The sequence below is a fragment of the Devosia sp. J20-27 genome (assembly GCF_055808595.1).
Genome location: NZ_CM147875.1, coordinates 2,119,009 through 2,145,568, shown reverse-complemented (window position 1 = coordinate 2,145,568; position 26,560 = coordinate 2,119,009). Strand labels below are relative to the sequence as shown.

General features: G+C 64.6%; 24 protein-coding genes. 19 read left to right on the top strand and 5 right to left on the bottom strand.

Annotation, left to right across the window (positions count from 1 at the left end; genetic code table 11):
* Positions 1-1,251, bottom strand: a complete 1,251-nt coding sequence (locus tag AC0L4C_RS10455) for an imelysin family protein (RefSeq protein WP_473403500.1) — start codon at positions 1,249-1,251, stop codon at positions 1-3.
* 396 nt (positions 1,252-1,647) lie between these two features.
* Between AC0L4C_RS10455 and AC0L4C_RS10450 the strand changes: the two genes are divergently transcribed.
* The 5 genes from AC0L4C_RS10450 to AC0L4C_RS10430 are packed head-to-tail and all read left to right on the top strand — an operon-like array spanning position 1,648 to position 7,028.
* Positions 1,648-2,709, top strand: coding sequence for an ABC transporter substrate-binding protein (locus AC0L4C_RS10450; RefSeq protein WP_473403499.1), 1,062 nt, complete (start codon positions 1,648-1,650; stop codon positions 2,707-2,709).
* Positions 2,709-3,644 (top strand): ABC transporter permease, encoded by a 936-nt coding sequence (locus AC0L4C_RS10445; protein WP_473399478.1) that lies wholly within the window; start codon positions 2,709-2,711, stop codon positions 3,642-3,644. Before AC0L4C_RS10450 ends, AC0L4C_RS10445 begins: the two co-directional genes overlap by 1 nt.
* A complete protein-coding gene (locus tag AC0L4C_RS10440; RefSeq protein WP_473399477.1) occupies positions 3,641-4,429 on the top strand; it encodes an ABC transporter permease in 789 nt (262 codons plus the stop codon). The genes AC0L4C_RS10445 and AC0L4C_RS10440 overlap by 4 nt, the downstream gene beginning before the upstream one ends.
* Before the next feature lie 3 nt (positions 4,430-4,432).
* Complete coding sequence (locus AC0L4C_RS10435; protein WP_473399475.1) at positions 4,433-5,500, top strand: ABC transporter ATP-binding protein; 1,068 nt, start codon at positions 4,433-4,435, stop codon at positions 5,498-5,500.
* A gap of 25 nt (positions 5,501-5,525) precedes the next feature.
* Positions 5,526-7,028, top strand: coding sequence for an alkaline phosphatase family protein (locus AC0L4C_RS10430; RefSeq protein WP_473399474.1), 1,503 nt, complete (start codon positions 5,526-5,528; stop codon positions 7,026-7,028).
* On the opposite strand, the gene AC0L4C_RS10425 is transcribed toward AC0L4C_RS10430, so the two are convergent.
* A complete protein-coding gene (locus AC0L4C_RS10425) occupies positions 7,025-7,429 on the bottom strand; it encodes a winged helix-turn-helix transcriptional regulator (protein ID WP_473403498.1) in 405 nt (134 codons plus the stop codon). The genes AC0L4C_RS10430 and AC0L4C_RS10425 overlap by 4 nt on opposite strands.
* A gap of 126 nt (positions 7,430-7,555) precedes the next feature.
* Between AC0L4C_RS10425 and AC0L4C_RS10420 the strand changes: the two genes are divergently transcribed.
* From AC0L4C_RS10420 to AC0L4C_RS10390, 7 genes are all read left to right on the top strand, one after another.
* On the top strand, positions 7,556-8,308 hold the full coding sequence (locus AC0L4C_RS10420; protein ID WP_473399473.1) for an SDR family oxidoreductase: 753 nt from the start codon (positions 7,556-7,558) through the stop codon (positions 8,306-8,308).
* 79 nt (positions 8,309-8,387) lie between these two features.
* Positions 8,388-9,221 (top strand): 3-mercaptopyruvate sulfurtransferase, encoded by an 834-nt coding sequence (sseA, locus tag AC0L4C_RS10415; protein ID WP_473399472.1) that lies wholly within the window; start codon positions 8,388-8,390, stop codon positions 9,219-9,221.
* A gap of 174 nt (positions 9,222-9,395) precedes the next feature.
* Positions 9,396-10,553, top strand: coding sequence for an ABC transporter substrate-binding protein (locus AC0L4C_RS10410; RefSeq protein ID WP_473399471.1), 1,158 nt, complete (start codon positions 9,396-9,398; stop codon positions 10,551-10,553).
* A 63-nt stretch (positions 10,554-10,616) separates the two neighbouring features.
* Positions 10,617-11,624 carry an ABC transporter ATP-binding protein gene (locus AC0L4C_RS10405; RefSeq protein ID WP_473399470.1) on the top strand — a complete coding sequence of 336 codons (1,008 nt, stop codon included), beginning with the start codon at positions 10,617-10,619 and terminating at the stop codon, positions 11,622-11,624.
* Positions 11,621-12,577: an ABC transporter permease gene (locus tag AC0L4C_RS10400; RefSeq protein ID WP_473399469.1), complete on the top strand. Its 957-nt coding sequence runs from the start codon at positions 11,621-11,623 to the stop codon at positions 12,575-12,577. The genes AC0L4C_RS10405 and AC0L4C_RS10400 overlap by 4 nt, the downstream gene beginning before the upstream one ends.
* A gap of 164 nt (positions 12,578-12,741) precedes the next feature.
* Complete coding sequence (locus AC0L4C_RS10395; protein ID WP_473399468.1) at positions 12,742-13,554, top strand: ABC transporter permease; 813 nt, start codon at positions 12,742-12,744, stop codon at positions 13,552-13,554.
* An 18-nt stretch (positions 13,555-13,572) separates the two neighbouring features.
* Positions 13,573-15,000 carry a gamma-aminobutyraldehyde dehydrogenase gene (locus AC0L4C_RS10390; protein ID WP_473399467.1) on the top strand — a complete coding sequence of 476 codons (1,428 nt, stop codon included), beginning with the start codon at positions 13,573-13,575 and terminating at the stop codon, positions 14,998-15,000.
* 47 nt (positions 15,001-15,047) lie between these two features.
* On the opposite strand, the gene AC0L4C_RS10385 is transcribed toward AC0L4C_RS10390, so the two are convergent.
* The gene (locus AC0L4C_RS10385) at positions 15,048-15,947 is read right to left on the bottom strand and encodes a LysR family transcriptional regulator (protein ID WP_473399466.1); all 900 of its coding nucleotides are present in this window, start codon (positions 15,945-15,947) and stop codon (positions 15,048-15,050) included.
* A gap of 79 nt (positions 15,948-16,026) precedes the next feature.
* Between AC0L4C_RS10385 and AC0L4C_RS10380 the strand changes: the two genes are divergently transcribed.
* Positions 16,027-16,269: a hypothetical protein gene (locus AC0L4C_RS10380; protein ID WP_473399465.1), complete on the top strand. Its 243-nt coding sequence runs from the start codon at positions 16,027-16,029 to the stop codon at positions 16,267-16,269.
* On the opposite strand, the gene AC0L4C_RS10375 is transcribed toward AC0L4C_RS10380, so the two are convergent.
* A complete protein-coding gene (locus AC0L4C_RS10375) occupies positions 16,266-16,766 on the bottom strand; it encodes a hypothetical protein (RefSeq protein WP_473399464.1) in 501 nt (166 codons plus the stop codon). The genes AC0L4C_RS10380 and AC0L4C_RS10375 overlap by 4 nt on opposite strands.
* A 119-nt stretch (positions 16,767-16,885) precedes the next feature.
* Here AC0L4C_RS10375 and AC0L4C_RS10370 point away from each other — a divergent pair, with 119 nt between their 5' ends.
* From AC0L4C_RS10370 to AC0L4C_RS10345, 6 genes are all read left to right on the top strand, one after another.
* A complete protein-coding gene (locus tag AC0L4C_RS10370) occupies positions 16,886-20,221 on the top strand; it encodes a transglutaminase family protein (protein ID WP_473399463.1) in 3,336 nt (1,111 codons plus the stop codon).
* Between the two features lie 104 nt (positions 20,222-20,325).
* Positions 20,326-21,138: a class I SAM-dependent methyltransferase gene (locus tag AC0L4C_RS10365; RefSeq protein WP_473399462.1), complete on the top strand. Its 813-nt coding sequence runs from the start codon at positions 20,326-20,328 to the stop codon at positions 21,136-21,138.
* A 127-nt stretch (positions 21,139-21,265) separates the two neighbouring features.
* Complete coding sequence (locus AC0L4C_RS10360; RefSeq protein WP_473399461.1) at positions 21,266-23,677, top strand: circularly permuted type 2 ATP-grasp protein; 2,412 nt, start codon at positions 21,266-21,268, stop codon at positions 23,675-23,677.
* 13 nt (positions 23,678-23,690) lie between these two features.
* Entirely contained in the window at positions 23,691-24,569 is an 879-nt protein-coding gene (locus AC0L4C_RS10355; RefSeq protein WP_473399460.1) for a transglutaminase family protein, read from the top strand.
* A 123-nt stretch (positions 24,570-24,692) separates the two neighbouring features.
* Complete coding sequence (locus tag AC0L4C_RS10350; RefSeq protein ID WP_473399459.1) at positions 24,693-24,863, top strand: hypothetical protein; 171 nt, start codon at positions 24,693-24,695, stop codon at positions 24,861-24,863.
* A gap of 36 nt (positions 24,864-24,899) precedes the next feature.
* On the top strand, positions 24,900-25,052 hold the full coding sequence (locus tag AC0L4C_RS10345) for a DUF3309 family protein (RefSeq protein WP_473399458.1): 153 nt from the start codon (positions 24,900-24,902) through the stop codon (positions 25,050-25,052).
* Between the two features lie 75 nt (positions 25,053-25,127).
* On the opposite strand, the gene AC0L4C_RS10340 is transcribed toward AC0L4C_RS10345, so the two are convergent.
* On the bottom strand, positions 25,128-26,534 hold the full coding sequence (locus AC0L4C_RS10340; RefSeq protein ID WP_473399457.1) for a sensor histidine kinase: 1,407 nt from the start codon (positions 26,532-26,534) through the stop codon (positions 25,128-25,130).
* Positions 26,535-26,560 lie beyond the last annotated feature (26 nt).

The window sequence follows — 26,560 nt, the reverse complement described above, 5'->3', positions numbered from 1 at the left end:
CTATTGGAAAACAGCGTCGGGGTTCACCAGGCTGTCCGATTGCTCGATTGTCACGGCATCGCCGAGCTCAAGCAAGGCGACGGCGCGCTCAATGCCGCGGGTCTGCGCGATGAGCGCATCGATGGCCGCCTGAACAACAGCGTTCCCGTCTGCATTGCCTTCGCCGATCATCTGGTCATAGGCCTCGACCGTCTCGGCCCGGACTTTCATGGCATCCATCTTGGCCACAGTGTCGGCCAGCAATGCCCTGATCTCCTGATCGAGTGCGGGGTCCTTCTCGGCGATCAGTTCCGAGATGGACGGACCGGTCACGCTCTCCCCGCCAACGCGCCTGTAGCTGGCGAGGTAGACGTTCTGGATGCCGACCGCATCGTTGAAATGCGACATATGCGTATTGTCCGAGAAGCAGTCGTGCTCTTCTTCGGGATCATGCAGCAGCAGGCCGAGCTTCATGCGTTCGCCGGCGACTTCACCAAACGACAATGAGCCCATGCCGGTCAGGATGGCCGCCACGCCGCCTTCGGCAGTTGCAGCCCGCGCCGCGCCGCCCTCTTTCCAGTTGCCGACCATTTCCTCGAGATCGGCCACCAAAAGGTCGGTGGCCGCCTGGAGGTAGGCGGCACGCCGGTCGGCATGCTCGGCGGTCGAATAGTCGCTTGCCGGGCGATTGCCAGCGCCCGGGCCTGTGCCATTCAGGTCCTGCCCCCAGAGCATGAACTCGATCGCATGGTAGCCGGTGGCCACATTGGCCTCGATCCCGCCCGCTTCCTGCAGCGTGTCCTGCAGGAAGGCCGGGGTGATATCGGACGCGTCGACCTCGACACCATCGATGGTCAGTGTCGAATTGGCGACCACATTGGCGGTATAGAGACCGTTGGCGTCGCTCTCGGAGCCATAGGACGCATCGACATAGTCAATAAGGCCCTCATCAAGCGGCCAGGCATTCACCCGACCTTCCCAGGCATCGACCACGGCGTTGCCGAAGCGGAATGCCTCGGTCTGCTGGTAGGGAATCCGTGCCGCCTTCCAGGCGTCCCGTGCGGCCTCAAGCGTCTCGTCGGACGGATTTGCAATCAACGCGTCGACGGCAACGTCCAGCGCGCGGGCAGTCGACAAGGCATCCTCGTATCCGGCGAGCGCAATATTGGCGTAGGTGTCGAGAATCGCCTCCGGGGCAGGTGCCGCAGCAAGCGCGGCATGGCTCGACACAGTGACTGCCAGAGCGGCAAGAAGGTGCGGGACGCATCTCATCATAAATCAGCTCCTTGAAAAAACCTGACCGGCCTAACAAACCGGACAACGAGGATCAAGAAATATCGGCGTAGCCTGGAACGGCTCTAAACTGGATGTTTTGGCGGTGCTAACCGGCGTCTTTGCCATCTCGACTCCGTTTCGCAGAAGGGGCACTGTCACAATTGTCACAATTGGTCTCGGGGAGAAGAATTGAAGCGTATGTCTGCACCTTCGGACGCCTGAGAACGGGCGCTCGCAGAGGGTTGCACCGTGTCATGCAGGTGTCATGCGCCGCACTTAGTTGAGACGCGGCTTTCGACACTTATCCTTCCACGTGAATGAACAGCCTACTTTTCAGGGAGACGCAGTATGAACATGAAGAACGCGTTCGGGACCTCGGTGTCGCTCGTTGCGATGCTGGCCGCGACTGCCGCAATGGCACAGACCGACATCAACGCCCTCTACGAGGCTGCCAAGGCCGAAGGTCAGCTGACCACCATCGCCCTGCCCCACGACTGGTGTGGCTATGGTGCTGTAATCGATGCCTTCAAGGCGAAGTATCCCGGCATCACTATCAATGAACTGAACCCCGATGCCGGCTCTGCCGACGAAATCGAGGCGATCAAGGCCAACCAGGGCAACATGGGCCCGCAGGCGCCCGACGTGATCGACGTCGGCCTGTCGTTCGGTCCCTCGTCCAAGGCCGAAGGCCTGATCCAGCCCTACAAGGTCGCGACCTGGGACAGCATCCCGGACACTGCCAAAGACGCCGACGGCTACTGGTACGGTGACTATTACGGCGTGCTCTCGTTCCTCGTGAACACCGACCTCGTCGACACGCCCCCGACCAGCTGGGCCGACCTGATGAAGCCGGAATACGCCAACGCGTTCGCGCTCGCCGGCGATCCGCGCGCTGCCAACCAGGCCATTTCGGCTGTGCACGCTGCCGGCCTCGCCTCGGGCGCTGCCGCCGGTGCTGATGCCGGCGCTGCCGGTCTCAAGTACTTCTCCGAGCTCAATGCCGCCGGCAACTTCGTGCCGGTTATCGGCAAGGCCGCTCCGGTGGCTCAGGGCACGACGCCGATCGTCGCCGCCTGGGACTACAATGCCCTCGCCTGGAAAGACGGCTTTGCCGGCAACCCGGCTGCCACCGTCATCGTCCCCAGCGACTCGGTCGTTGCCGGCGTCTATATCCAGGCCATCTCGGCCTATGCGCCGCATCCCAATGCTGCCAAGCTCTGGATGGAGTATCTCTATTCGGACGAAGGCCAGCTCGGCTGGCTGGCCGGCTATTGCCACCCGATCCGCTTCAACGACATGGCCGCCCGCGGCGTGATCCCGCAGGATCTGCTCGACAAGCTGCCGCCGGCTGAAGCCTACGCAAAGGCCGTGTTCCCGACGCTCGAAGAGCAGGGTGCGGCCAAGGACGTGATCACCACCCAGTGGGACAGTGTCGTCGGCGCCAACGTTCAGTAATGGCCGACGTCAGCCCAACCGCTGACAAAGCGACCGGCCCGGTATCCGGGCCGGTCGCAACGTCGGGGGGCAATCCCCTCAGCTTTCTCAAGGGCCTGCGCATCGGCGACATCATCGCCGTTGCGCCGTTCATCATTTTCGCCCTGCTGTTTCTCGTTGTACCGACCCTCGGCCTGATCGTCGGCGCATTTCAGGATGCCAGCGGCAACTTCACGCTCGACAATGTCGCCGGTCTTGCTGACCCGCAGATCGCGGCGTCGTTCTGGATATCCATCCGGATCTCGGCCGCCTCGTCCCTGCTCGGCGCCGCCATAGGTCTGCTGATCGCCCTGGCCATCATCCGCGGCAGGTTGCCCGGGGCCATCCGGTCGACGGTGATGACCTTTTCCGGCGTTGCCTCAAATTTCGCCGGTATTCCGCTGGCCTTTGCCTTCATCGCTACGCTGGGCCGGCTAGGGCTGGTCACCATTGTGCTGAAATCCCTCTTCGGCTTCGACCTCACCCGCTCGTTCAACATCCTCAGCTTCTGGGGCCTGACGGTCACCTATCTCTATTTCCAGATCCCGCTGATGATCCTGATCATCGCGCCGGCGATTGACGGGCTGAAGGCCGAGTGGAGCGAGGCCGCGGCAACGCTGGGCGCGTCCAACTGGCAATTCTGGCGCTATATCGGCCTGCCGGTGCTGTGGCCGAACCTGCTGGGCACCCTGTCGCTGCTGTTCGCCAATGCGTTTGGCGCCATTGCCACGGCCTATGCGCTGACCGGCTCGTCGCTCAATATCGTGCCGATCCTGCTCTATGCGCAGATCCGCGGCGACGTGTTGCACAATCCCGGCCTTGGCGCCGCGCTGGCACTCGGCATGATCGTCATCACGGCCTTCGCCAACGTCATCTATCTTGTGGTGCGGACGCGCGCCGAGCGGTGGCTCAAATGAAATCCGGCAAGCTCTGGTCCTGGATCATCTTCGGCTTCGGCGCGCTTTATTTCATCGTGCCGCTCTACGCCACGTTTGACTTCTCGCTGAAGATCCGCCGCAACGCCATCACCCTGGACGCCTATGCCAACGTCTTTGCGGATGACCGTTTTCAGGCGGCGTTCAGTTATTCCCTGATCATCGGTGCGGCAGCGATCATTGTCGGCCTCGTACTTGTCGTACCGGCCGCCTACTACGTGCGGCTGCGCGCGCCGCATCTGCGGCCCATCATCGAGTTCGTCACTTTGCTTCCGCTGATCATTCCAGCGATCATTCTCGTGTTCGGCTATATCCGGATGTACAATACGTCCTCCCTGCTGCCGCTGCTGGGCTCGAACTTCGGGACCGATGTGCTGCTGACACTCGCCTATGTGGCGCTGGCCATGCCCTATATGTACCGCGCCGTCGACACCGGCCTGCGCACCATCGACGTCCAGACCCTGACCGAAGCCGCCAATATTCTTGGGGCCAACCAGGCGCAGATCATTGCCAAGGTGATCTTTCCCAACATCATCGTCGCCGTGCTGTCAGGCGCCTTCCTGACGCTGGCCATCGTCATTGGCGAATTCACCATTGCCAGCCTGCTCAACCGGCAGGTGTTCGGCGTCTACATGCAGAATGTCGGTGCCAACCGCGCCTACGAGCCGTCGGCCCTTGCCGTCATCTCGTTCGTCATCACCTGGGGCGCCATGGGCATGATCCAGCTGCTTGCCCGCTTCGCCCCGAAAACTGCCCGCAAGGACTAGACCATGGCCGAGGAATTTCTCCGCATCGACAAGCTCGTCAAGGCCTTTGGCACCAACCAGGTGGTCAAGGGCGTCGACCTGAGCTTTGACAAGGGCGAGTTCGTCACCCTGCTCGGCCCTTCGGGCTGCGGCAAGACCACGATCCTGCGCATGATTGCCGGCTTCGAACGGCCCACCAGCGGCTCGATCATAGTGGCTGGCAACGATATTACCGGGCTGGCACCCAACCAGCGCAAGATCGGCATGGTATTCCAGGCATACGCGCTGTTTCCCAACATGAATGTCGGCAACAACATCGGCTTTGGCCTGAAGATTGCCGGCATGCCCAAGCCCGAGCGCGAGGCGCGCATCGACGAAATGCTCAAGCTGATCGGCCTTGCCGGGCTGGGCAAGCGCTTCCCGTTCGAGCTGTCCGGCGGCCAGCAGCAGCGCGTGGCACTGGCCCGCGCGCTGGCCCCCAGCCCCAGCATGCTGCTGCTCGACGAGCCGCTGTCGGCGCTCGACGCCAAGATTCGTGTCAGCCTGCGCGAGCAAATCCGCGAGATCCAGCGGGAGCTCGGTATCACAACGGTTTTCGTGACCCACGACCAGGAGGAGGCGCTGTCGATCTCGGATCGCATCGTCGTGCTCAACGCCGGCAGCGTCGAGCAGGTGGGGCAACCGTTTGAAGTTTATAACAAACCGGCGACGCGGTTTGTGGCGACGTTTGTCGGGACGCTGAATACGCTCGATGCCACCGTCACCGATCCGGCGGCACAGCAGGTGCGGATCGGCAGCAGCACGGCGACGATCACCAACCTGCCCGCCGGAGCTCGCGCCGGCGACAAGATCGGGTTGACCGTCCGGCCGGAGGCGGTGCGGCTAAGTCATGGAGATGGCAGGGATATCGTGCTGGAGGGCAAGGTGACCGAAGTGTCGTTCCTCGGTTCGGTGATCCGCCTCAAGGTCGATCTGGGCGGCAATCTGGTGAGCCTGGACACCTTCAACGACCAGCGCACGCCGCCGCCGGCGCATGGCTCGCAGGTCCAGCTCGGCATCGCCTCCAGCGACATCCTGGTGCTCGGCGCCTGAAAATCGCCACATAGGTGAACGGCACATGAACATCCTTCTGATCACTGCCGACCAGTGGCGCGGCGATGCAACGGGCTATGGCGGCAACCGGCTGATCAGGACACCCAACCTTGATGCGCTCGCCGCCGAGGGCACGGCCTATCTCAAGCATTTTTCGCAGGCCGCGCCCTGCTCGCCAGCGCGCGCCTGCCTCTATACCGGCCTCTACCAGATGAATAACCGGGTCTGCCGCAACGGCACCCCGCTGGCGGCGCGTTTCGACAATATCGCGCTGGCCGCCCGCCGCGCCGGCTACGACCCGACGCTGTTTGGCTATACCGACGTCTCGCTCGATCCGACCGGCAAGGCACCGGACGATCCGGACAATACGACCTATGAAAGCGTGCTGCCCGGTTTCACGACGCGGGTGAAGCTGCCCGAGCACGAAAGGCCGTGGCTGTCGTGGTTGCGTGCGCAGGGGCTGGAACTCTTCGACCATGCGCGGGCCCACATGCCAGTGGGCACAGCGCCGGGCAGCGTCAGCAATGCCGCGCCAGCCTATGACAAGGACCAGACCCAGACGGCCTTCCTCAGCAATGAATTCATCCGCTGGCTGGGCGAACAGGAGACGAAATGGTTCGCCCACGTCTCCTATCTGCGGCCGCATCCGCCCTTCGTGGTGCCGGTGCCGTACAACACCATGTACGACCCCCAAGAGGTTGACGGCTTCCACCGGGCGCCGAGCTTCGACGCCGAAACGGCACAGCACCCCCTGCTCAAGCTGGTGCTGGACGCTGCCGAAGCCTCGCATTTCGTCCCCGGCGCCACCGGCCGGCTGAGCGATCTGACCGAAGCGGAGTTCCGGCAAATCAAGGCGACCTATTACGGCATGATCAGCGAGGTCGATGCGCAGCTCGGCCGCGTCTTTGACGCCATCAAGGCGCGCGGCGAATGGGACGAGACGCTGATCGTCGTCACCTCCGACCATGCCGAAATGATGGGCGACCACTATGCGCTGGGCAAAGGCGGCTATTTCGACGAGAGCCAGCACATCCCCCTGATCATCCGTGACCCGCGCCAGGGCAGCGGCGGCCGGACGGTAACCGCCTTCACCGAGGCCGTGGATATCTTTCCGACGCTGCTCGAGGTGATGGGAGTGGAACCCACGCACCACCCGGACGGCCGCTCGCTGCTGGGCCGGGACGGTAGTGACGCCGTGCACTGGGAGTTCGATTTCCGCGACGTCGCCGGACAGGGCGCGGAAAAAGCACTCGGCCTTAGCTCGACCCAGCTCAACCTCTCCGTCATGCGCACGGCGGACTGGAAATATGTCCACTTCGCCGCGTTGCCGCCGCTGCTCTTCGACCTGAAGAGCGATCCGCATTGTCTCGACAACGTCGCCGAGGACCCAGCTTATATGTCGACGCGGTTGGCGATGGCCGAGCGGCTGCTCAGCTGGCGCGCGGAGCACCTCGATCAGACGCTGGCGCTGACCGAACTGACAGCAGGTGGCGTGGCACGGCGGCCCGACTTACCCTCCGGTCGCTAGGCCGGATCATGGCCTTCGCGTTCCCGATAGGCCGCGCGAGCCTTCTCGATCACCGCCCGGTTTTTCTCGGCCCACACCCAGACGAGACAGAAGGCCGCTGAGAGGCTGTGGCCGAGCGGCGTCAGCCGGTAGTCGACATGCGGCGGGATCACCGGGTGGATGGTGCGGGTCAGGAGACCATCGAACTCCATCTGCCGCAATGTCTTGGTCAGCATCTTCTGGCTGATCCCCGGCAGCGCCCGACCGATGGCCGTGAACCGCATGGTGCCACCCTGCTCCAGCACTTCGAGCAGCAGCATGGTCCACTTGTCGGCAACCTTGCCGATGATGCCCTCGACCAGACGACCCAATGCCGGATCAAGGTCGTCGGGCGGCCGGGCGACATCCGGAAACCAAACCATGTCCCGCTCAAGCGCTTGGCTCACCTACACTCTCCCTATGGTAAGTATAAATCTTTCGGGTGCCTACTTCAGGAAGGAGAGCATCGGCCTTAGCTGTCTGACATGCAACAGCAAGGACACCGTGACATGCAGATTTCCGGAAACACTATCCTTATCACCGGCGGCGGCTCGGGCATCGGCGCTGCGCTCGCCGCGGCATTTCATGATCGCGGCAACCAGGTGATCATCGCCGGGCGCAACCGGAGCGCGCTCGAAGCCTTGGCCGTCCGCCATCCCGGCATGGCTGTCTTCACCGTCGACATGACCGACAATGGCTCGATCAACGATCTCGCCGCAGCCGTTCTGGCGAACCACCCGGATCTCAACGCCGTGGTCCACAATGCTGGCATCATGCGCAACGAGACGCTGGCCGACGGCGACTATCTCGCCGATGCCGAGGAAACCGTGGCCGCCAACCTGCTCGGGCCGATCCGCCTGACGGCAGCGCTGCTGCCGCATCTGCTGACCCGTCCGAACGCGGCGATCCTGACGGTCTCATCCGGTCTCGCCTTCGTACCGCTGGCCACCGCGCCGACCTACTCGGCGACCAAGGCTGCCATCCACGCTTACTCGATGGCGCTTCGCCATCAACTGCGAGAGACCGGCATCGAGGTGATCGAGATTGTCCCGCCCTATGTGCGGACCCGATTGCAGGGCGAACGCCAGGCCAATGACCCCAATGCCATGCCGCTGGACGCCTTCACCGCCGAAGTGATTGACCTGCTGGCGGCAGGGGAGAGCCGCGAGGTGGTCGTCGAACGCTGCAGGCCGCTGCGCCATGCAGCGGAGAACGGACAGCTGGATCAGATCTTTGAGCAACTTGCGAGCCGCCCGCATTAGGTGCCAGAAGGCGTCCTGAGGACGCACTTGTGATGCGGCTCGCCTGCGCTAGATTGCGCCCAGTTCAAGGGGTTTCCGCATGATCCACTACCTCGTTTCAACCGAATGGCTGGCTGAACACCTCAATGACGAGAACGTCGTGGTGGTCGATGCCAGCTGGTACATGCCGGCAACGGGGCGCAAGGGTCACGACGAGTATCTGGCGAGCCACATCCCCGGCGCTATCTTCTTCGGCATTGATGACATTGCCGACAAGAAGACCGACCTGCCGCACATGTTGCCGCGACCCGAGGAGTTCGGCGCCGCGGTCGGCGCGCTGGGCATCGGCAATCACGACACGGTCATCGTCTATGACGAGGTCGGCCTGTTCTCGGCGCCGCGCGTCTGGTGGACGCTGAACGCCATGGGCGCAAGGGACGTGCGCGTGCTCGATGGCGGCGGCAAGAAGTGGCGGGCCGAAGGCCGACCCACCGAGTCCGGGCAGACCATGCGCCGCCCCAAGCTGTTCCAGCCCGGGTTCCGCCCTGAACTGGTGGAGGATTTCAATGCTGTGCTGGGCTTTACTAGCTCCGGCGCCAAGACCATCATCGACGCCCGGCCGGCCGATCGCTTCACCGGCACCGCCCCCGAGCCACGCGTCGGCCTGAAGTCCGGACATATTCCGACCAGCCTCAACGTGCCAGTGGGCAGCCTGTCGGTCGACGGACATATGCGACCCGCCAACGAGCTCAATGCCATTTTCGAGCAGGCGGGCATCGACCTCAACAAACCGATTGTCACCTCCTGCGGCTCGGGCGTCACCGCCGCGACGCTGGCTCTCGCCCTCGAAATTGCCGGCGCCAGAGACGTGGCCGTCTATGACGGCTCCTGGACCGAATGGGGCGGCCGCGAGGACGCGCCAGTCGAGCTGTGACGACCAGGCGGCTGCTGAGACGGGAGGACGCGGCATCGGGTGCATTCAATCCATCGGAAATTCCGATACCACCCCACGTCACAATGCGTTTGCGAATGTTAACGCCCTCGTTAATGTCCCATCAGGGGCAGGCCGTGGACTTCGGGGCGCCTGTCCGAGCAGGGAGCTAACGCAATGAAATCCATTCTCAAGTCGTGCACTGCCTTGACCATGGTTGTCGCCCTTGGCGGCCAGGTCATGGCACAGGACATGCTGCAGGAGCTGGGCGCCGGCGAGGGCGAAGTGTCGATCGTCGCCTGGGCCGGCTATATCGAGCGCGGCGAAACCGACAAGGCCTTCGACTGGGTCACCAAGTTCGAGGCCGATACGGGCTGCAAGGTCAGCGTCAAGACGGCTGCCACCTCCGACGAAATGGTGGCGCTGATGAACGAAGGCGGCTTCGACCTCGTCACCGCCTCGGGCGACGCCTCGCTCCGCCTCATCGCCGGCAAGCGCGTCCAGCCGATCAACACCTCGCTGATCCCGAGCTGGTTGACCATCGACCCGCGCCTGCAGGATGCTGCCTGGCACACTGTTGACGGCGTCCACTACGGCACGCCGTATGTCTGGGGCGCCAATGTGCTGATGTACAATACCGAAGTGTTCAAGGACGGCCCGCCGACCAGCTGGAACGTCGTCTTCGAGGAAATGACTCTGCCCGACGGGCAATCCAACAGCGGTCGCATTCAGGCCTATGACGGCCCGATCTATGTCGCCGACGCCGCCCTCTATCTGATGGCGCACAAGCCGGAACTCGGCATTACCGACCCCTACGCCCTCAACGAGGAACAGTACGCCGCTGCGCTTGATCTGCTGCGCGTACAGCGCACCCTGGTCGGCCGCTACTGGCACGACGCCTTCATCCAGATGGACGATTTCAAGAATGAAGGCATCGTCGCTTCGTCATCGTGGCCGTTCATGGTCAACGTGCTGAAGGCCGAAGGCGCCCCGGTGGACTTAGTCTTCCCCGAGGAAGGCATCACCGGCTGGGCCGATACCACCATGCTCAGCACCGACAGCAAGCATCCCAATTGCGCCTATATGTGGATGGAGCATTCGCTGTCGCCCAAGGTCCAGGGCGACGTTTCGGCCTGGTTCGGCACCGTGCCGTCCGTGCCGGCAGCCTGTACCGGCAACGAACTGCTGACCGATGCCGGTTGCGCGGCCAATGGCGGCGACAATTTCGACCAGATCCGCTTCTGGCGCACCCCGACCAGCCAGTGTGCCAGCGGCGAATGCGTGCCGTATTATCGCTGGGTCTCCGACTACGTCGGCGTCATCGGCGGGCGCTGACGCCCGCTTCCTGCTCCCTCCCCGTCACGGGGAGGGAGACCTCACTCGCCGGGTTGCACGCCAATGACCGCCGCCGTTTCACTGCAGGGCGTTTCGCGCCATTTCGGGCCGGTCAAGGCCATGGATGCCGTCGACCTCGAGGTGCATGCCGGCGAGTTCTTCGCCATGCTCGGCCCCTCGGGTTCCGGCAAGACCACCTGCCTGCGCCTGATCGCCGGCTTCGAGCAGCCGACCGCCGGGCATATCGAGATTTTCGGGGAAACCGTTGATGGCGTGCCGCCCTACCGGCGCAACGTCAACACCGTGTTCCAGGACTATGCGCTGTTCCCGCATCTGAATGTGCGCGACAATGTTGCCTTCTCGCTGATGCTGCGCAAGGTCGCCAAGGACGAGCGCTACCAGGCCGCCGAGGCGGCGCTCGAAATGGTCAAGCTCTCCGGCTATGGCGACCGCCGGCCGGGGCAATTGTCCGGCGGCCAGCGGCAGCGCGTGGCGCTGGCCCGCGCCATCGTCAACCGGCCCAAGGTGCTGCTGCTCGACGAACCGCTCGGCGCGCTCGACCTGAAGCTGCGCGAGCAGATGCAGGACGAACTCAAGGTGCTGCAGAAGGAACTGGGCATCACCTTCATCTTCGTCACCCACGACCAGGGTGAGGCGCTGTCGATGGCCGACCGTGTCGCGGTGTTCAATGCCGGCGGCATCATGCAGGTCGGCACGCCCGAACAGATCTACCGCCAGCCGCGCACCCGCTTCGTTGCCGACTTTGTCGGCTCGTCCAATGTCCTGCCGCCCGAATTCGTGCACAACGTGCTGGGCGTGTCGAAATGGGCGAGCCTGCGGCCCGAAGCGCTGCACGTCATCCGCGCCGGTGGCAATGGCGGCGCCTCGGCACTGACCGGCACGGTGACCTCCCGCAGCTATATGGGCTCGACCACCCGGCTGGTCATCGATCTCAAGGACCTGCGGCTCACGGCCGTGCTGCCGGCGCAGGGTGAGGTCCCGGAACAGGGAGATCGTGTCACCATCGGCTTTGCCAAGGACGCCATCCATCTCATGGAGTCGGGAGAGTGACAGCCACGGCCGAAAGCGGCGGCGCCATCCTGGCCAACCGGCGCGGCTGGCTCGGCGCGCTGTCGGATCATTTCTGGCGCCGGCCGGGGCTGCTGATCTTCCTGATGCTGCTGCCCGCCCTGCTCTGGCTGGGCGTCGTCTATGTCGGCTCGCTTCTGGCGTTGCTGGTCCAGAGCTTTTTCTCGATCGACGAGTTCTCGGGGCTGATCAGGCACGAGTTCACGCTCAAGACCTATGGCGAACTGTTCCGCGCCCAGAACCTCGATATCATCGTGCGCACCGTGTCGATGGCGACCGTTGTCACCCTGGCCTCGGCGGTGATCGCCTTCCCCATCGCCTATATGGCGGCGCGCTATGCGCGGGGCAAATGGAAGGCGCTGTTCTACCTGGGCATCATGCTGCCGCTCTGGGCCAGCTACCTGGTCAAGGTCTATGCCTGGAAGCTGATCCTCGCCAAGGAAGGCATCCTCAACTGGATTTTCGACAAGCTGAGCCTGACCTGGCTGCTCGAGGCCTGGCTGGCACTGCCGGTGATCGGCGGCAACTCGCTGTCGATCAGCTACACCGGCACCTTCATCGTCTTTCTTTATGTCTGGATGCCCTTCATGATCCTGCCCATCCAGGCCTCGATCGAGCGCGTCCCCGTCAACCTGATCGACGCCTCGGCCGATCTCGGCGCCACGCCGCGCCAGACCTTCTGGAAAGTGATCTTTCCGCTGGCCCTGCCCGGCATCATCGCCGGCTCGATCTTCACCTTCTCGCTGACCCTGGGCGACTACATCATCCCGCAGATCGTCGGCAATTCGCAGTTCTTCATCGGCCAGGCCGTCTACTCGCACCAGGGCACCGCCGGCAACATCCCGCTGGCGGCGGCCTTTACCGTGGTGCCGATCCTGATCATGGGCATCTATCTCTGGCTCGCCAAACGCGCGGGGGCTTTCGATGCGCTTTGACATCTACAGAGCTCGCAGTCGCGCCCCCCTCCCCCCTCAGGGGAGGGGTGGGGGGTGGGGGTCCGACAGTGACAAACCGCGCCGCGCCCTCCCTCAATCCCTCCCCCCTCAGGGGAGGGAGGCGATAGGCCTGAGCGTCCGGCACCGGAACGAGGGGTGCACCGATGCACTCTGATCAGAAGGCCCCGCTTGGCCTCAAGGTCGCGGCGTTCGCCGGCTTCGTGTTCATGCTGGCGCCGCTGGCGCTGATCTTCCTCTATGCCTTCTCGACCGAGGACCGCACCTACCAATGGCCGCCGCCGGGGCTGACGCTCAACTGGTTCGCGGCGGCCTGGAACCGGCCCGATGTCTGGCAGGCGCTGACGCTCTCGGTGCAGGTGGCATCGGTGTCGACTGCCATCGCGCTGGTGCTGGGGACGCTCTGCGCCGCGGCGGTATCGGGGACCAAATTCTTCGGCCGCGAGACCATCTCGCTACTGGTCATCCTGCCCATCGCCCTGCCCGGCATCATTACCGGCATCTCGCTGCGCTCGGCCTTCAACCTGATGGACATTCCGTTCTCGTTCTGGACCATCATTCTCGGGCACGCCACCTTCTGCGTGGTGGTGGTCTACAACAATGCCGTGGCGCGCTTCCGGCGCCTGCACGGCTCGCTGGTCGAGGCCGCCATGGATCTCGGCGCTGACGGCTTCCAGACCTTCCGCCACGTCATCCTGCCCAACCTGGGCACGGCGCTGCTGGCGGGCGGCATGCTCGCCTTCGCGCTCAGTTTCGACGAAGTGATCGTCACCACCTTCACCGCCGGTCAGCAGCAGACGCTGCCGATCTGGATGCTGGAAGAACTCATCCGGCCGCGCCAGCGGCCTGTCACCAACGTCGTGGCGATGGTTGTCGTCATCGTTACCTTCCTGCCGATCCTTGCCGCCTTCTACCTGACGCGCGGCGGGGAACAGTCCACAGCCGGCATGGGCAAGTAGTTCCGGGAGAGAGAAACCATGAATACCCAGATGCTGATCGGCTCGCGCTTCGAAGCGGGCACCGAAACGGCCGAAGAGGTGCTGAACCCGCGCACCGGTGCGCTGATCGAGGCCATCGCCGAGGCCTCGCTCGGCCAGATCGATGCGGCGGTGCTGGCTGCCGAAAAGGCCTTTGCCACCTGGTCGCGCACCACCCCGGCACAGCGCTCGACCTATCTGCTGCGCATCGCCCAGGCCATCGAGGACGATGCCGAGGGCTTTGCGGCGCTCGAGGCACTCAACTGCGGCAAGCCGATCAATGCCGTGCTCAATGACGAAATCCCGGCCATTGTCGACTGCTGGCGCTTCTTTGCCGGCGCGGTGCGCAACATGCATGGCGCCGTGGCCGGCGAGTATCTTCCCGGCCACACCTCGATGATCCGCCGCGACCCGATCGGCATCGTCGGCTCGATCGCGCCGTGGAACTATCCGCTGATGATGATGGCCTGGAAGCTGGCCCCTGCCATCGCCGGCGGCAACACCGTGGTGTTCAAGCCCTCCGAACAGACGCCGCTGACCTCGCTCAAGCTGGCCAAGGTCTTCGCCGACATCCTGCCCGAGGGCGTGGTCAACGTCATTCTCGGCCGCGGCGACAGCGTCGGCAACGCGCTGATCAACCACCCCAAGATCAACATGATCTCGATCACCGGCGACGTCGCCACCGGCAAGAAGGTGCTGCAGGCGGCGGCCAAGTCAGTCAAGCGTACGCATCTCGAACTGGGCGGCAAGGCGCCGGTCATCGTCTATGACGATGCCGACCTGCAGGCGGTAGTCGACGGATTGCGGGCCTTCGGCTTCTACAATGCCGGGCAGGACTGCACTGCTGCCTGCCGCATCTATGCCGGCCCGAAGATCCACGACAAGCTGGTTGCCGACCTCGCCTCTGCCGTGGGCAGCATCCGCTTCAACCAGCAGGACGACACGGCCAACGAGATCGGCCCGCTGATCTCGCGGCGGCAGCGCGACCGCGTCGCCAGCTTTGTCGAGCGGGCCTCCGAACTGCCCCATATTAAGATCGCCACCGGCGGCCATATGTCCGGCGACAAGGGCTTTTACTATGAGCCGACGGTGATCGCCGGCGCGCTGCAGGAAGACGAGATCGTCCGCCGCGAGGTATTCGGGCCGGTGGTGTCGGTCACCCGCTTCACCGACCCCGAGGAGGCCATCGCCTGGGCCAATGACAGCGATTACGGCCTCGCCTCGTCGGTCTGGACCAAGGACATCGACAAGGCCATGCAGACGGCGGCCCGGCTGCAATACGGCTGCACCTGGATCAACACGCATTTCATGCTGGTCAACGAGATGCCGCATGGCGGGCTCAAGCAGTCCGGCTATGGCAAGGACATGTCGATCTACGCGCTGGAAGACTACACCGCCGTCCGCCACGTGATGATCAACCACGGATAGGCTAGCGCACGCCCGCGTGGTTCGACCGGCTCACCACGCGGGCCTGATCACCGCCCGTGCTGCCCCTGCGCCAGTCCGATGAAGTCGCGGGCCGCCTGCGTCAGCTGGCTGCCGCGGCGCCACACCATGCCGACCTGCACTACCGGCAGCGCCCCGGAAATATCGCGGCTCTCGATCCGGTCGCCTTCCAGCGACCAGGGGCGGTAGACGAGATCGGGCAGCAGCGCGATGCCGGCGCCAGTGGCAACCAGGCTGCGCACCGCTTCCACAGAGCGGGTCCGGAAGGCAACATTGGGACGGGCAGAGAAGGCCGAGAGCAGCTTGCCGGTGTTCTCCTCGGTTTCGTCGACCGTCAGCATGATCAGCGGCTCGGGGACAATGTCGGACACCGAGATGATGTCGGCATCGGCCAGCCGGTGGCCGAGCGGCAGCCACAGCCGGTAGGGTGAGGTTTCGAAGATTTCGGCCTGCAACGCCACGCGGTCGCGCAGGTTGGAGATCACCATCACGGCGACATCGAGTTCGCCGCCCACCAGCAGGTGCTCAAGATAGTCTCCATTGTCCTCGATCGCCGAGACATTGATATTGGGATAGGCCCGCCGGTAGCGCGCCAGCAGGTCGGAGAGCACATAGCCGGCCACCAGCGACGTGACACCCAGATGCAGCGACCCGGGGGCAGCGGCCTGCTCCGGCCCGAAACTCTGGCGCGCATCGGAAACGCTGGCGAGAATGCGGTTGGCGTGCCGGTAGAACTGATGGCCCTTGTGGGTGATGGTCAGGCCGCGGCGGTGCCGCTCGAACAGCGCCACACCCAGATCCTTTTCCAGATCCTTGATCGCCTCGGTCACGGCCGACTGGCTGATCGACAGGCTATGCGCAGCGCCGGAAATGGTTCCCTCTTCCGCGGCGGCGATGAAATACTGGAGTTGCCGGAGGGTGAAGGCCATGCCGCACTTAAGCATTGGCAGCCCGGCCGCTCAATCGCTATAGGGGCGGGACCAGCAGAGTTTCGAGCGGGATCATTTAATGAGCAGCAGGGCACATACACAGGCAGCACGCGAGCGGCAGGTCAGACGGCTATGCCGGCCCTACAACCTGAGCCTCCTGATCGCGCAGAAGCGCAACCCCAAGATCGAGGAACATGGCGGCTACATGCTGCGCGACGAGGACTTCAAGATCGTCTACGGCAACGAGAAATACGACTTCTCCGCCACGCTGGAGGAATGCGAGGAATTCCTGCTCGAGCAGAACCGCCTCAACAAGCTCTAGCGCAGCGAGGCGATAAAGCCGCGAAACCAGGCGCGCACTGCGCCGATCATTGCAGCGGCAGATTGCCAGAACTTCGTCGCGCGGGCCCAGGCCAGCGCCCTGTCGCGCAGGCCGAACAGCCAGGTCATCAAGCGCCTGAACCAGCCGATCTGCATCAGCTGGCCGTGGCCGACGTGATAGATGCGCTCGCAGGTCAGCAGTGAAACGACATGCGCCACGCCCAGCAGCACCGGCCCGGCGAGAACGTGGCCGGTAGCCGTCCAGTAGACGGCAAAGACCTTGGCCGGCTCGATGATGACGAACGGCACCGCCAGCAACACCAGCACCAGATAGGGCGGCAACCGGGCGATCAGGACGCCCAACCGCTGAAACAGCTGCAGCGCGCCCAGCCAGCGCAGCAGTGGCCGGACCAGCGGAAACAGCAACTCGTCGAGCAGCGTGTAGATGACCACCGCCACAGTGACGACAAACCGCGCCAAAGCCCGAAGAACGATCATCAAAAGTTACCTGAGTCCGCGCACAGCGGCATTGCGCAGACAAGGCGTAGCCGCGTCAAGCATCTGTGCTATCGTTCCTCACCACGTCCCTTCCAGTGAACGAGTGAGCGCCAGACCGCATGTCAATCAAAGCTGCCGTCTATCACCTGACGCACTACAAGTATGACCGGCCGGTCGTCCTGCAACCCCAGATCATCCGTCTGCAGCCGGCGCCCCACTCCAAGACCAAGGTCCTGAGCTACTCGCTCAAGGTCTTTCCCGAAAACCACTTCGTAAACGTCCAGCAAGACCCCTACGGCAACTACCTGTCGCGCTTCGTCTTCCCCGAGCCCGTGCACGAGCTCAAGATCGAGGTCGACCTCGTCGCCGACATGACGGTCTACAATCCCTTCGACTTCTTCGTCGAGGAACGGGCCGAAATCTGGCCCTTCGAGTACCCCGAGGAACTGCGCGAGGACCTCGTGATCTACCGCCGGCCCGAGCCCGCCGGTCCGCTGCTGCAGAAATTCCTCGATGGCGTTGATCGTACGCCGATGAACACGGTGAACTTCGTCACCGCGCTCAATGCCCGCGTCCAGCAGGAAGTCGGCTATATCGTCCGGCTGGAAACCGGGGTCTTCGAGCCCGAGGAAACGCTCGGCAAGGCGCAGGGCAGCTGCCGCGACTCCAGCTGGTTGCTCGTGCAGGCGCTGCGCCACCTGGGTTTTGCCGCCCGCTTCGTTTCCGGTTACCTGATCCAGCTCAAGCCCGACCTCGCCTCGCTCGATGGCCCGTCGGGCACTTCGGTCGATTTCACCGACCTGCACGCCTGGTGCGAGGTCTACCTGCCCGGCGCCGGCTGGATCGGCCTCGATCCCACATCTGGCCTGCTGACCGGCGAAAGCCACGTGCCGCTGGCCGCCACCCCGCATTACCGCAACGCCGCCCCGATCTCCGGCTTTGCCAGCTTCGCCAATGTCGATTTCGATTTCGACATGAAGGTGACGCGGGTCGCCGAACATCCGCGCATCACCAAGCCGTTCTCCGACGAGAGCTGGGACCGGCTGAACGCGCTTGGCGCAGAGGTCGACAAGGCGCTCGAAGAGGGCGACGTGCGGCTCACCATGGGCGGCGAACCGACATTCGTTTCCATCGACGATTTCGAAAGCGGCGAGTGGAATACCGACGCCGTCGGTCCGACCAAACGGGAAAAGGCCGACGCCCTGATCCGCCGCCTGCGCGACCGCTTCGCCCCCGGCGGCCTGCTGCATTACGGCCAGGGCAAATGGTACCCGGGCGAGACGCTGCCACGCTGGACCTTTTCGCTCTACTGGCGCGCCGACGGCAAGCCGATCTGGCGCGATGAAAAGCTGATTGCCCGCGAGCACCAGCAGACCGACGCGACGGGCGATGATGCAAAGACCCTGCTCGGCGCCATTGCCAGCAAGCTGGGGGTCGGCACCGACACCATCGACGCCGCCTACGAAGACCCCGGCGAGTGGCTGCTCAAGGAAGCCAAGCTGCCCGAGAACGTCGACCCGGCAAACTCCGAGCTGGAAGACGCCGAAGCGCGCTCGCGCATGAAGACGGTGTTCGAGCGCGGGCTGACCAAGCCGACGGGCTATGTGCTGCCGGTGCAGCGCTGGAACTCCCGGGCAAGCAGCTCCGGCTGGGTCACCGAGAAGTGGAAGACCCGACGCGGCAAGCTGTTCCTGTCGCCCGGGGACTCGCCGGCCGGCTATCGCCTGCCGCTGAGCGCCTTGAAACATCTCAAAGGCACGGCCTATCCGCACGTGGTGCCGATGGACCCGCTGGCGCCCCGTGGGCCGCTGCCCGATCCCGAGGCGCTCGCCAACAGGACGCCGGGCGTGGCCGAGCGTGAACTGGAGGCTGCGTCCTTTACCGCTGATCCGACCGAGCAGCAGGAACGCAACGAGCAGGTGATCTCCGAGATCGAGGGCGAGGTCCGGACGGCGGTCACCGCCGAAGTGCGCGACGGCCATCTCTGCGTCTTCCTGCCGCCGGTCGAGGCGCTCGAGGACTATCTCGAACTGATCGCTGCGGCAGAGGAAGCGGCCAAGGCCGTCAACCTGCCGATCCATGTCGAGGGCTATGCGCCGCCGGCCGACCACCGGCTCAACGTCATCCGCGTGGCGCCCGACCCGGGCGTTATCGAGGTCAACATCCACCCGGCCGCCAGTTGGGCGGATTGCGTCGCCACCTCGACGGCCGTCTATGAGGAAGCCCGGCTATGCCGGCTGGGCGCCGACAAGTTCATGATCGACGGCAAGCATGTCGGCACCGGCGGCGGCAACCACGTCGTGGTCGGCGGCTCGACCCCGAGCGACAGCCCCTTCCTGCGCCGCCCCGACCTGCTCAAGAGTCTCGTGCTGCACTGGCAGCACCATCCCTCGATGTCCTACCTGTTCTCTGGTTTGTTCATCGGCCCGACATCGCAGGCGCCGCGCTTCGATGAAGCCCGGCACGACAGCCTCTACGAGCTGGAGATCGCTATCAAGCAGGTGCCGCCGCCGGGCAGCAGCGACACGCCGACGCCCTGGCTGGTCGACCGGCTGTTCCGTAACCTGCTTGTTGACGTCACCGGCAATACGCACCGCTCGGAAATCTGCATCGACAAGCTCTATTCGCCCGACGGCCCGACCGGACGGCTGGGTCTCGTCGAGTTCCGCGGCTTCGAGATGCCGCCCGACTCGCGCATGAACCTGGCTCAGCAATTGCTGGTTCGGGCACTCATCGCCCGCTACTGGGCCGAGCACAAGGACGGCAAGTTCATCCGCTGGGGCACCACGCTGCATGACCGGTTCATGCTGCCGCACTATGTGTGGGCCGACTTCCTCGACGTGCTCGACGACCTGCGCCTGCACGGCTTCAACCTCGATCCCGAGTGGTTCGCGGCGCAGCTCGAGTTCCGCTTCCCGTTCTGCGGCGAAGTCGAATATGGCGGCATGAAGCTGACGCTCAATCAGGCGCTCGAGCCCTGGCATGTGATGGGCGAACAGGGAGCCATCGGTGGCACCGTGCGCTTTGTCGACTCATCGGTCGAGCGGCTTCAGGTCAAGCTGGAAGGCCTCAACCCCGACCGCTATCTGGTCACCTGCAACGGCCGCAAGGTGCCCTTGAAGATGACCGAGACGGCTGGAACGGCCGTGGCCGGCGTCCGCTACAAGGCCTGGCAGCCCGCCTCGGGCATGCATCCGCGCCTGCCGGTGAACGCGCCGCTGGTGTTCGATATCTACGACACCTGGTCGGCCCGCTCGATCGGCGGCTGCGTCTACCATACGGCCCATCCGGGCGGCCGCAACTACGAGACCTTCCCGGTCAACGGCAACGAGGCCGAGGCGCGGCGCCTGGCCCGTTTCATCCCCAATGGCCATACCGCCGGCAGTTTCGTGCCGCCGCCCGAGGAGATGTCGGGCGAGTTCCCGCTGACGCTGGACCTGCGCATGCCGCTCTGAACGACCCGATGGCGGCAGGCCTGCCGCCATCGCCTCTGCAAAGAGACCGCTTGCTGCGGCCCGGCAGAGGGATATGGTGCAGCCTCTGCATCGGAGGTGCGACGATGGGTAATGACGCTGACTTTGTCGGAAGCATTCCCGAGCAGTACGATCGCGGCCTCGGCCCGATGATCTTCGTCGACACCGCCGCCGACCTCGCCGCCCGCACCGCGGCCGGCAACCCGGCGCGGGTCCTCGAAATCGCCGCCGGCACCGGCATCGTCACCCGCGCGCTGCGTGATGCCCTGCCCGCTGCCACCCGGCTCACGGCCACCGACATCAACCCGCCCATGCTGGCCGTGGCGGCCCGCAAGTTCAGCAGTGGCGAAGAGGTCACGCTGCAACCGGCGGACGCCATGGCCCTGCCGTTCGAAGACGGCAGTTTCGATGCCGTCGTCTGCCAGTGCGGGGTGATGTTCTTTCCCGACAAGGGCAAGTCCTTTGCCGAGGTCTTCCGGGTCCTTAGCCCCGGCGGACGGTATCTCTTCAACGCCTGGGACTCGCATCGCCACAATGCCTTCGGGCGTATCTCGCACGAGGTGACGACGAGCTTTTTCAAGACCGATCCGCCGCAGTTCCAGCAGGTACCGTTTTCCTTTCACCAGATCGATCCGGCCAAGGAGGCCCTGCTGGCGGCGGGCTTCCGCGATTTTCGCGCCAGCCTGCTCCATATCGACAAACCCATCCCCGATCCCGCGATTCTGGCGCGCGGCATCGTCTATGGCAGCCCGCTGATCGACCAGATCCGGAACCGCGGCGGCGTCGATCCGGAAACCGTTTTCGAGGCGCTGGTAACCGCCTATCGCGCCGAATTCGGCAGCAATCCGGGCGTCATGCGGCTCCAGGCGATCGTCTTCGAGGCCGGCAAGCCGGCGTGACGCGGCGTTTCTGGTGCATTGCCGACCGTTCCGGGCTTGCAACGCCGCCCTGCAATGGGACAGATGTTGTTGACTCTGCTTCGGGAAATCGGTCCGACTGCCCCGGCATGAGATAGCGTCGGGGACAATGGAAAAGCGCAAGGAACGCCTGGAGAACAGGAAACCGGCGGGGCCAAGCCTCATCGCCGGCTATTCGCTTTTGCCCGGCATTCCCGACGAGATGATCGCCCCCGACGGACAGGTCAAGCCCGCCTGGCGCAAGCTGATCACCGCGTTCGACGCCCTTGGCGCCGAGGAACTGGGCAGACGCTTCGAGCGCGCCGACCAGTATCTGCGCGATGCCGGGGTGTTCTACCGCAAATATGACGGCGCCGAAGGCAAGGAGCGCGCATGGCCGCTGGCCCATGTGCCGCTGGTCATCGGCGAGGCCGACTGGAGCAAGATCACCGCCGGCCTGACGCAGCGCGCCGAACTGCTCGAACTGATCGTCGCCGATATCTACGGCAAGAGCGATCTGGTGCGCCGCGGCCTGCTGCCGCCCGAACTGATTGCCCGCAATGCCGAATTCCTGCGTCCGCTGGTCGGGGTGAAACCGGCCAGCGGCCACTTCCTGTCGTTTTGTGCCTTTGAACTTGGGCGTGGCCCGGATGGCGGCTGGTGGGTGCTGGGCGACCGGACGCAGGCACCGTCCGGTGCCGGCTTCGCGCTGGAGAACCGCGTCGCCACCACCCGGGCCCTGTCCGATATCTATGCCAGCATGAATGTGCACCGGCTGGCGGGCTTCTTCCGCGACTTTCGCGATACGCTGAACGCCCAGGCCAACCGCGAGGGCGGCCGGGTCGGCATCCTGACGCCCGGCCAGCACAACGAAACCTATTTCGAGCACGCCTATATCGCCCGCTATCTCGGCTTCATGCTGCTCGAGGGCGAGGACCTTGTGGTCGAGAACGGCACGGTCATGGTGCGGACCGTGGCAGGCCTCAAGCCGATCAGCGTCCTGTGGCGGCGTCTCGATGCCAGCTTTGCCGACCCGCTCGAATTGCGGTCGGACAGCCGCATCGGCACCCCCGGGCTGACCGATGCGCTGCGCCAGGGCTCGATTTCGATGGTCAATGCGCTGGGCTCGGGCATCCTCGAGACTCGCGCCCTCAACGCCTTCCTGCCGCGACTGTCGCGCGAGCTGCTGGGCGAGACGCTTGCCTTGCCTACCATTGCCACCTGGTGGTGCGGGCAGACCACCGAGCGCCGTCACGTCACCGAACATTTCGACGAGCTGATGATCGGACCCGCCTTTGCTACGGGCCTCGCCATCGACGATCACAAGGCGACCTTCCTCGGCTCGACCCTGAGCCCGGACGAGCGCGCCGCCATGATCCACCGCATCGAGACCGAAGGCGCCAGCCTCGTGGGCCAGGAGCCGGTGCGGCTCTCGACCGCGCCGGTGCATATCGACGGCCGCCTCGAACCGCGGCCAATCACGCTGCGCGTCTATGCCGCCCGCACCGCCGACGGCTGGATCATCATGCCCGGCGGCTTCGCCCGCGTCGGCTCGACCACTGATACCGCCGCCATTGCCATGCAGCGCGGCGGCCAGGCCGCCGACGTCTGGGTGGTCAGCGACAAGCCGGTGGAGCGCGTTTCCCTGCTGCCGCAGGAAGGCGAACGGCTGGTCCGCAACAGCGCCGGCAGCCTGCCGAGCCGCGCCGCCGACAATCTCATCTGGCTCGGCCGCTATGCCGAGCGCTGCGAAGGCACGGTGCGCATCCTGCGCGCCTACAATGCCCGGCTGGCCGAGCTCTCCAACCCTGACCTGCCGATCCTGACCCATACGCGCGATTATCTCGAAACGCTGGGGGTCGATCCGGCCGAAGGCATGCCGGCAGGCCTGCTGATGGCCATCGACAGCGCCGTACACAGCGCCAGCCAGATCCGCGACCGCTTCTCGCCCGATGGCTGGCTGGCCCTTGCCGACCTGCGCAAGACCTCGCGCAACTTCGCGGCCCGTGTGCAGCCGGGCGACGATGCGACGCGCGCGATGACCGTGCTGCTGCGCAAGCTGGCCGGCTTCTCGGGTCTGGTCCACGAGAATATGTACCGCTTTGCCGGCTGGCGCTTCCTCGAGATCGGCCGCCGCCTCGAGCGCGGTCTGCAACTGGCCAACATCGTCAGCTGGTTCACCCGTGCCGATGCGCCGGACGGAGCGCTCGACATGCTGCTCGAGATCGGCGACAGCGTCATGACGCATCGGCGCCGCTACTCGGTCAGCGCCGGTAGCAATTCCTATGTCGACCTGCTGGTGCTCGACCCGCTCAATCCGCGCTCGGTGCGGTTCCAGATTGCCGAGTTGCGCGAGCAGATCGAGCAGCTGCCCGGCGGCGTTACCGATGGGCACCTGTCGGCCGCGTCCAAGGCCGCCCTCGAACTTTATACTGACCTGCGCATTGTCGAACCGGAGCAACTGACGACCGAAAAGCTCGACGCGCTGGCGGTCGGCATCAGCCGCCTCGCCGACCTCATCGCCGCAAGCTATTTCGTGTGAAGGGCAAACCTGCATGCTCTACGATGTGAGACTGGAGCTGCACTACGACTACGACGCTTCCGTGCATGGCGACCGCCACCTCGTGCGCGTCTCGCCGATCTCGCTCCCCGGCGTGCAGCGGGTCATCGCCTCGTCGCTGACGTTCGATCCGCGCCCCAAGCTGGAGACGACCTTCACCGATTTCTTCGAGAACAACGTCACCACCATTGCCTATGACGACTATCACGATCATCTGGACGTACGGCTGACCGCCCGCGTGCAGGTCGAGGATCTGGACAAGCCGGCGGACCTGTCCCCCACCCTCGATGGCCTGCGGGCCGAGATCGCCGGGTTGTGGTCACTCGACGCGCAGTCGCCGCACCATTTCCTGGCACCATCGCCACGCGTGCCGCTCAGCCGGCCGATTTCCGCCTATGCACACGAGAGCGTGGCTCGCACCAATTCGGTGCAGGCAGCGGCAATGGACTTCTGTCTCGCGATCCACCGCGACTTTACCTATGACAAGGACGCCACCAAGGTCGACACCTCACCGATCGAGGCGTTCAACCTCAAGCGCGGCGTCTGCCAGGATTTCGTGCATGTGATGGTCGCCGGCCTGCGCGGCGTCGGCATTCCGGCCGGCTATGTGTCCGGCTTTCTGCGCACCATTCCGCCCAAGGGCGAGCCTCGGCTCGAAGGCGCCGACGCCATGCATGCCTGGGTGCGCGTCTGGTGCGGCAAGCACCAGGGCTGGCTCGAGTTCGACCCCACCAACGCCATGCGCGCCGGTGCCGACCACATCACCATCGGCCATGGTCGCGACTATTCCGACATCTCGCCCATCATCGGCGTGCTGCGGACCAGTGGCGACCACAAGACCAAGCAATCGGTCGACGTCGTCCTCGTCGAATAGCCCGTTATCTCCCGCCTGTGTCACGGAACCAAAATGTCGCGCCCGGCATTATTGGATCAGCGCAACGACGCGCGGACGTTCACTGGCCGACAGTCTCCGTGACCGGCCACAGGAGATCAAGAAATGATGACCCACGTCGATATCGCCAATCTCGAACATGCCAGCCGGTCGGCCATGGCCTGGGTTCCTGAAGGTTATGACGGCAAGACCCATTACAACGCCCTGTTCGGCGCTGTGGTGCCTGCGGTCGCCATCCTCGCCGTGGCCGCCACGCTCGTCTTTGCCATTCTCTAGTCGCTCCACCGCCACTCCAATATCAAGGACCTCCCCATGGGCACGATCCTCATCATCATCCTCATCCTGCTTCTGATCGGCGCCATCCCGTCATGGCCCTATTCACGCTCCTGGGGTGTATTCCCCTCAGGTATCCTGGGCACCGTGCTCGTGATCGTGATCATTCTGGTCCTGCTCGGCTACATCTAGGTCGAGTAACCCTCGCCGCCTCCCTGCCCCGGCCTGGTTCGTACGCGAGCCAAGCCGGTTGGCTTTTGGGAAGACCTAGTCGCGATGATCGCGGGACGGCGCCAGCCCCGGCAGCGTCACAGAGACCCTGGTACCGCCGCCGGGTCGCGGCTCGTAGCTGGGCTCACCACCGAACTGTCGCGCCAGCTGCTTGACGATCATCGCGCCCAGACCGGAATCGACCTTGTCGACATCCGCGGCGAGGCCCTTGCCATCGTCTTCGACAGAGAGAACCGTGACGCCGTCGTCGTTGTGCCCGAGGCTAGCCCAGATCGTGCCGGCACCATTGTTCGGAAAAGCGTGCTTGAGCGCATTGGTGATCAGCTCGCCCAGCACGATGCCGATAGTGGTTGCGTCGCGCGCCTGGATGACGACCGGCTCGAAGGCGCCGTTGAACGTCACATCGCGGCCGACCGCATGCGTGGTGCGCAGGTCTTCCAGCACGGACTCGAGGAATTCGTCTGCATTGATGGTCTCGAGGTCCGCCCCGAGCCGCAGACGGCGATGCGATGAGGCAATGGCATGGACCCGTCCCTGCGCCGCATCCAGCGCCATACGGACCTCTTCCGATTTGCTGCGGGCCACCTGCAGCCCGAGCAGCGAGGACACAGTTGCGAGCGAATTGCCGATGCGGTGATTGGTATCCTGCAGCAGGGTCTCGACGCGGGCGCGCTCGCGCTCGGCATGCGCGCGCGCTTCCTCGACCTCTGCCGTTCGCTGCCGGACATGCACCTCCAGCTCTTCCTTCTGCGACTGCAGTGCCGAGCTGACTCGCCTGAGGCTGCTGAACTGCCGTTGCGTGCGGGCAAACAGCACATAGGTGAGGGCAACGGCACTGGCGAGGGCCGCAAGAATGGCCGCCACCAGCCATTGCCGGTAGGACTGCACGATGCCATTGCGCTCGACCAGCTTGGCATCCTCGGCCGCTATGAAGCTGCGCAGCGAGAACCGCAGATTGGTGATCAGGTCCTGCCCCTCGTCGGTGCGAATCAGGCTTAGTGCGTCGCCGAGTTTGCCGTCGCCGACCAGTTCGATGGTGGTGGCCATCTCGTCCCGCTTGCGAGCGATGGGCTCGGCAAGCGCCTCGATGGCCGCAGTCTGTTCGGCACTGCCGGCGACCCGGTCGAGCAGACCCCGATAGGTCGCATCGATCGTCGCGCTGGCCGTCTGATAGGGCATCAGATATTGCGGGTCCTGGGTCAGCAGGAACCCGCGCTGGCCGGTTTCGGCATCGACGATGGCCAGAATCAGTTCGTGCGCCTGGCGGCGCACGTCGTAGACATTGGAGATGTCGTCCAGCTGCCCGTCGACACCGCGCACGAGGAACAGCGACGCCGTGCCTGCGCCCAGCACGAGCGCCAGGCACAGGATCACGCTCAGCCTGCGTCCGATTCCTCGTCGCGGGGCGGCAAGCACACCGAGATCACTGGCGACTTCGGTCATTGGCCTATTCACTCGAACCAGATTTC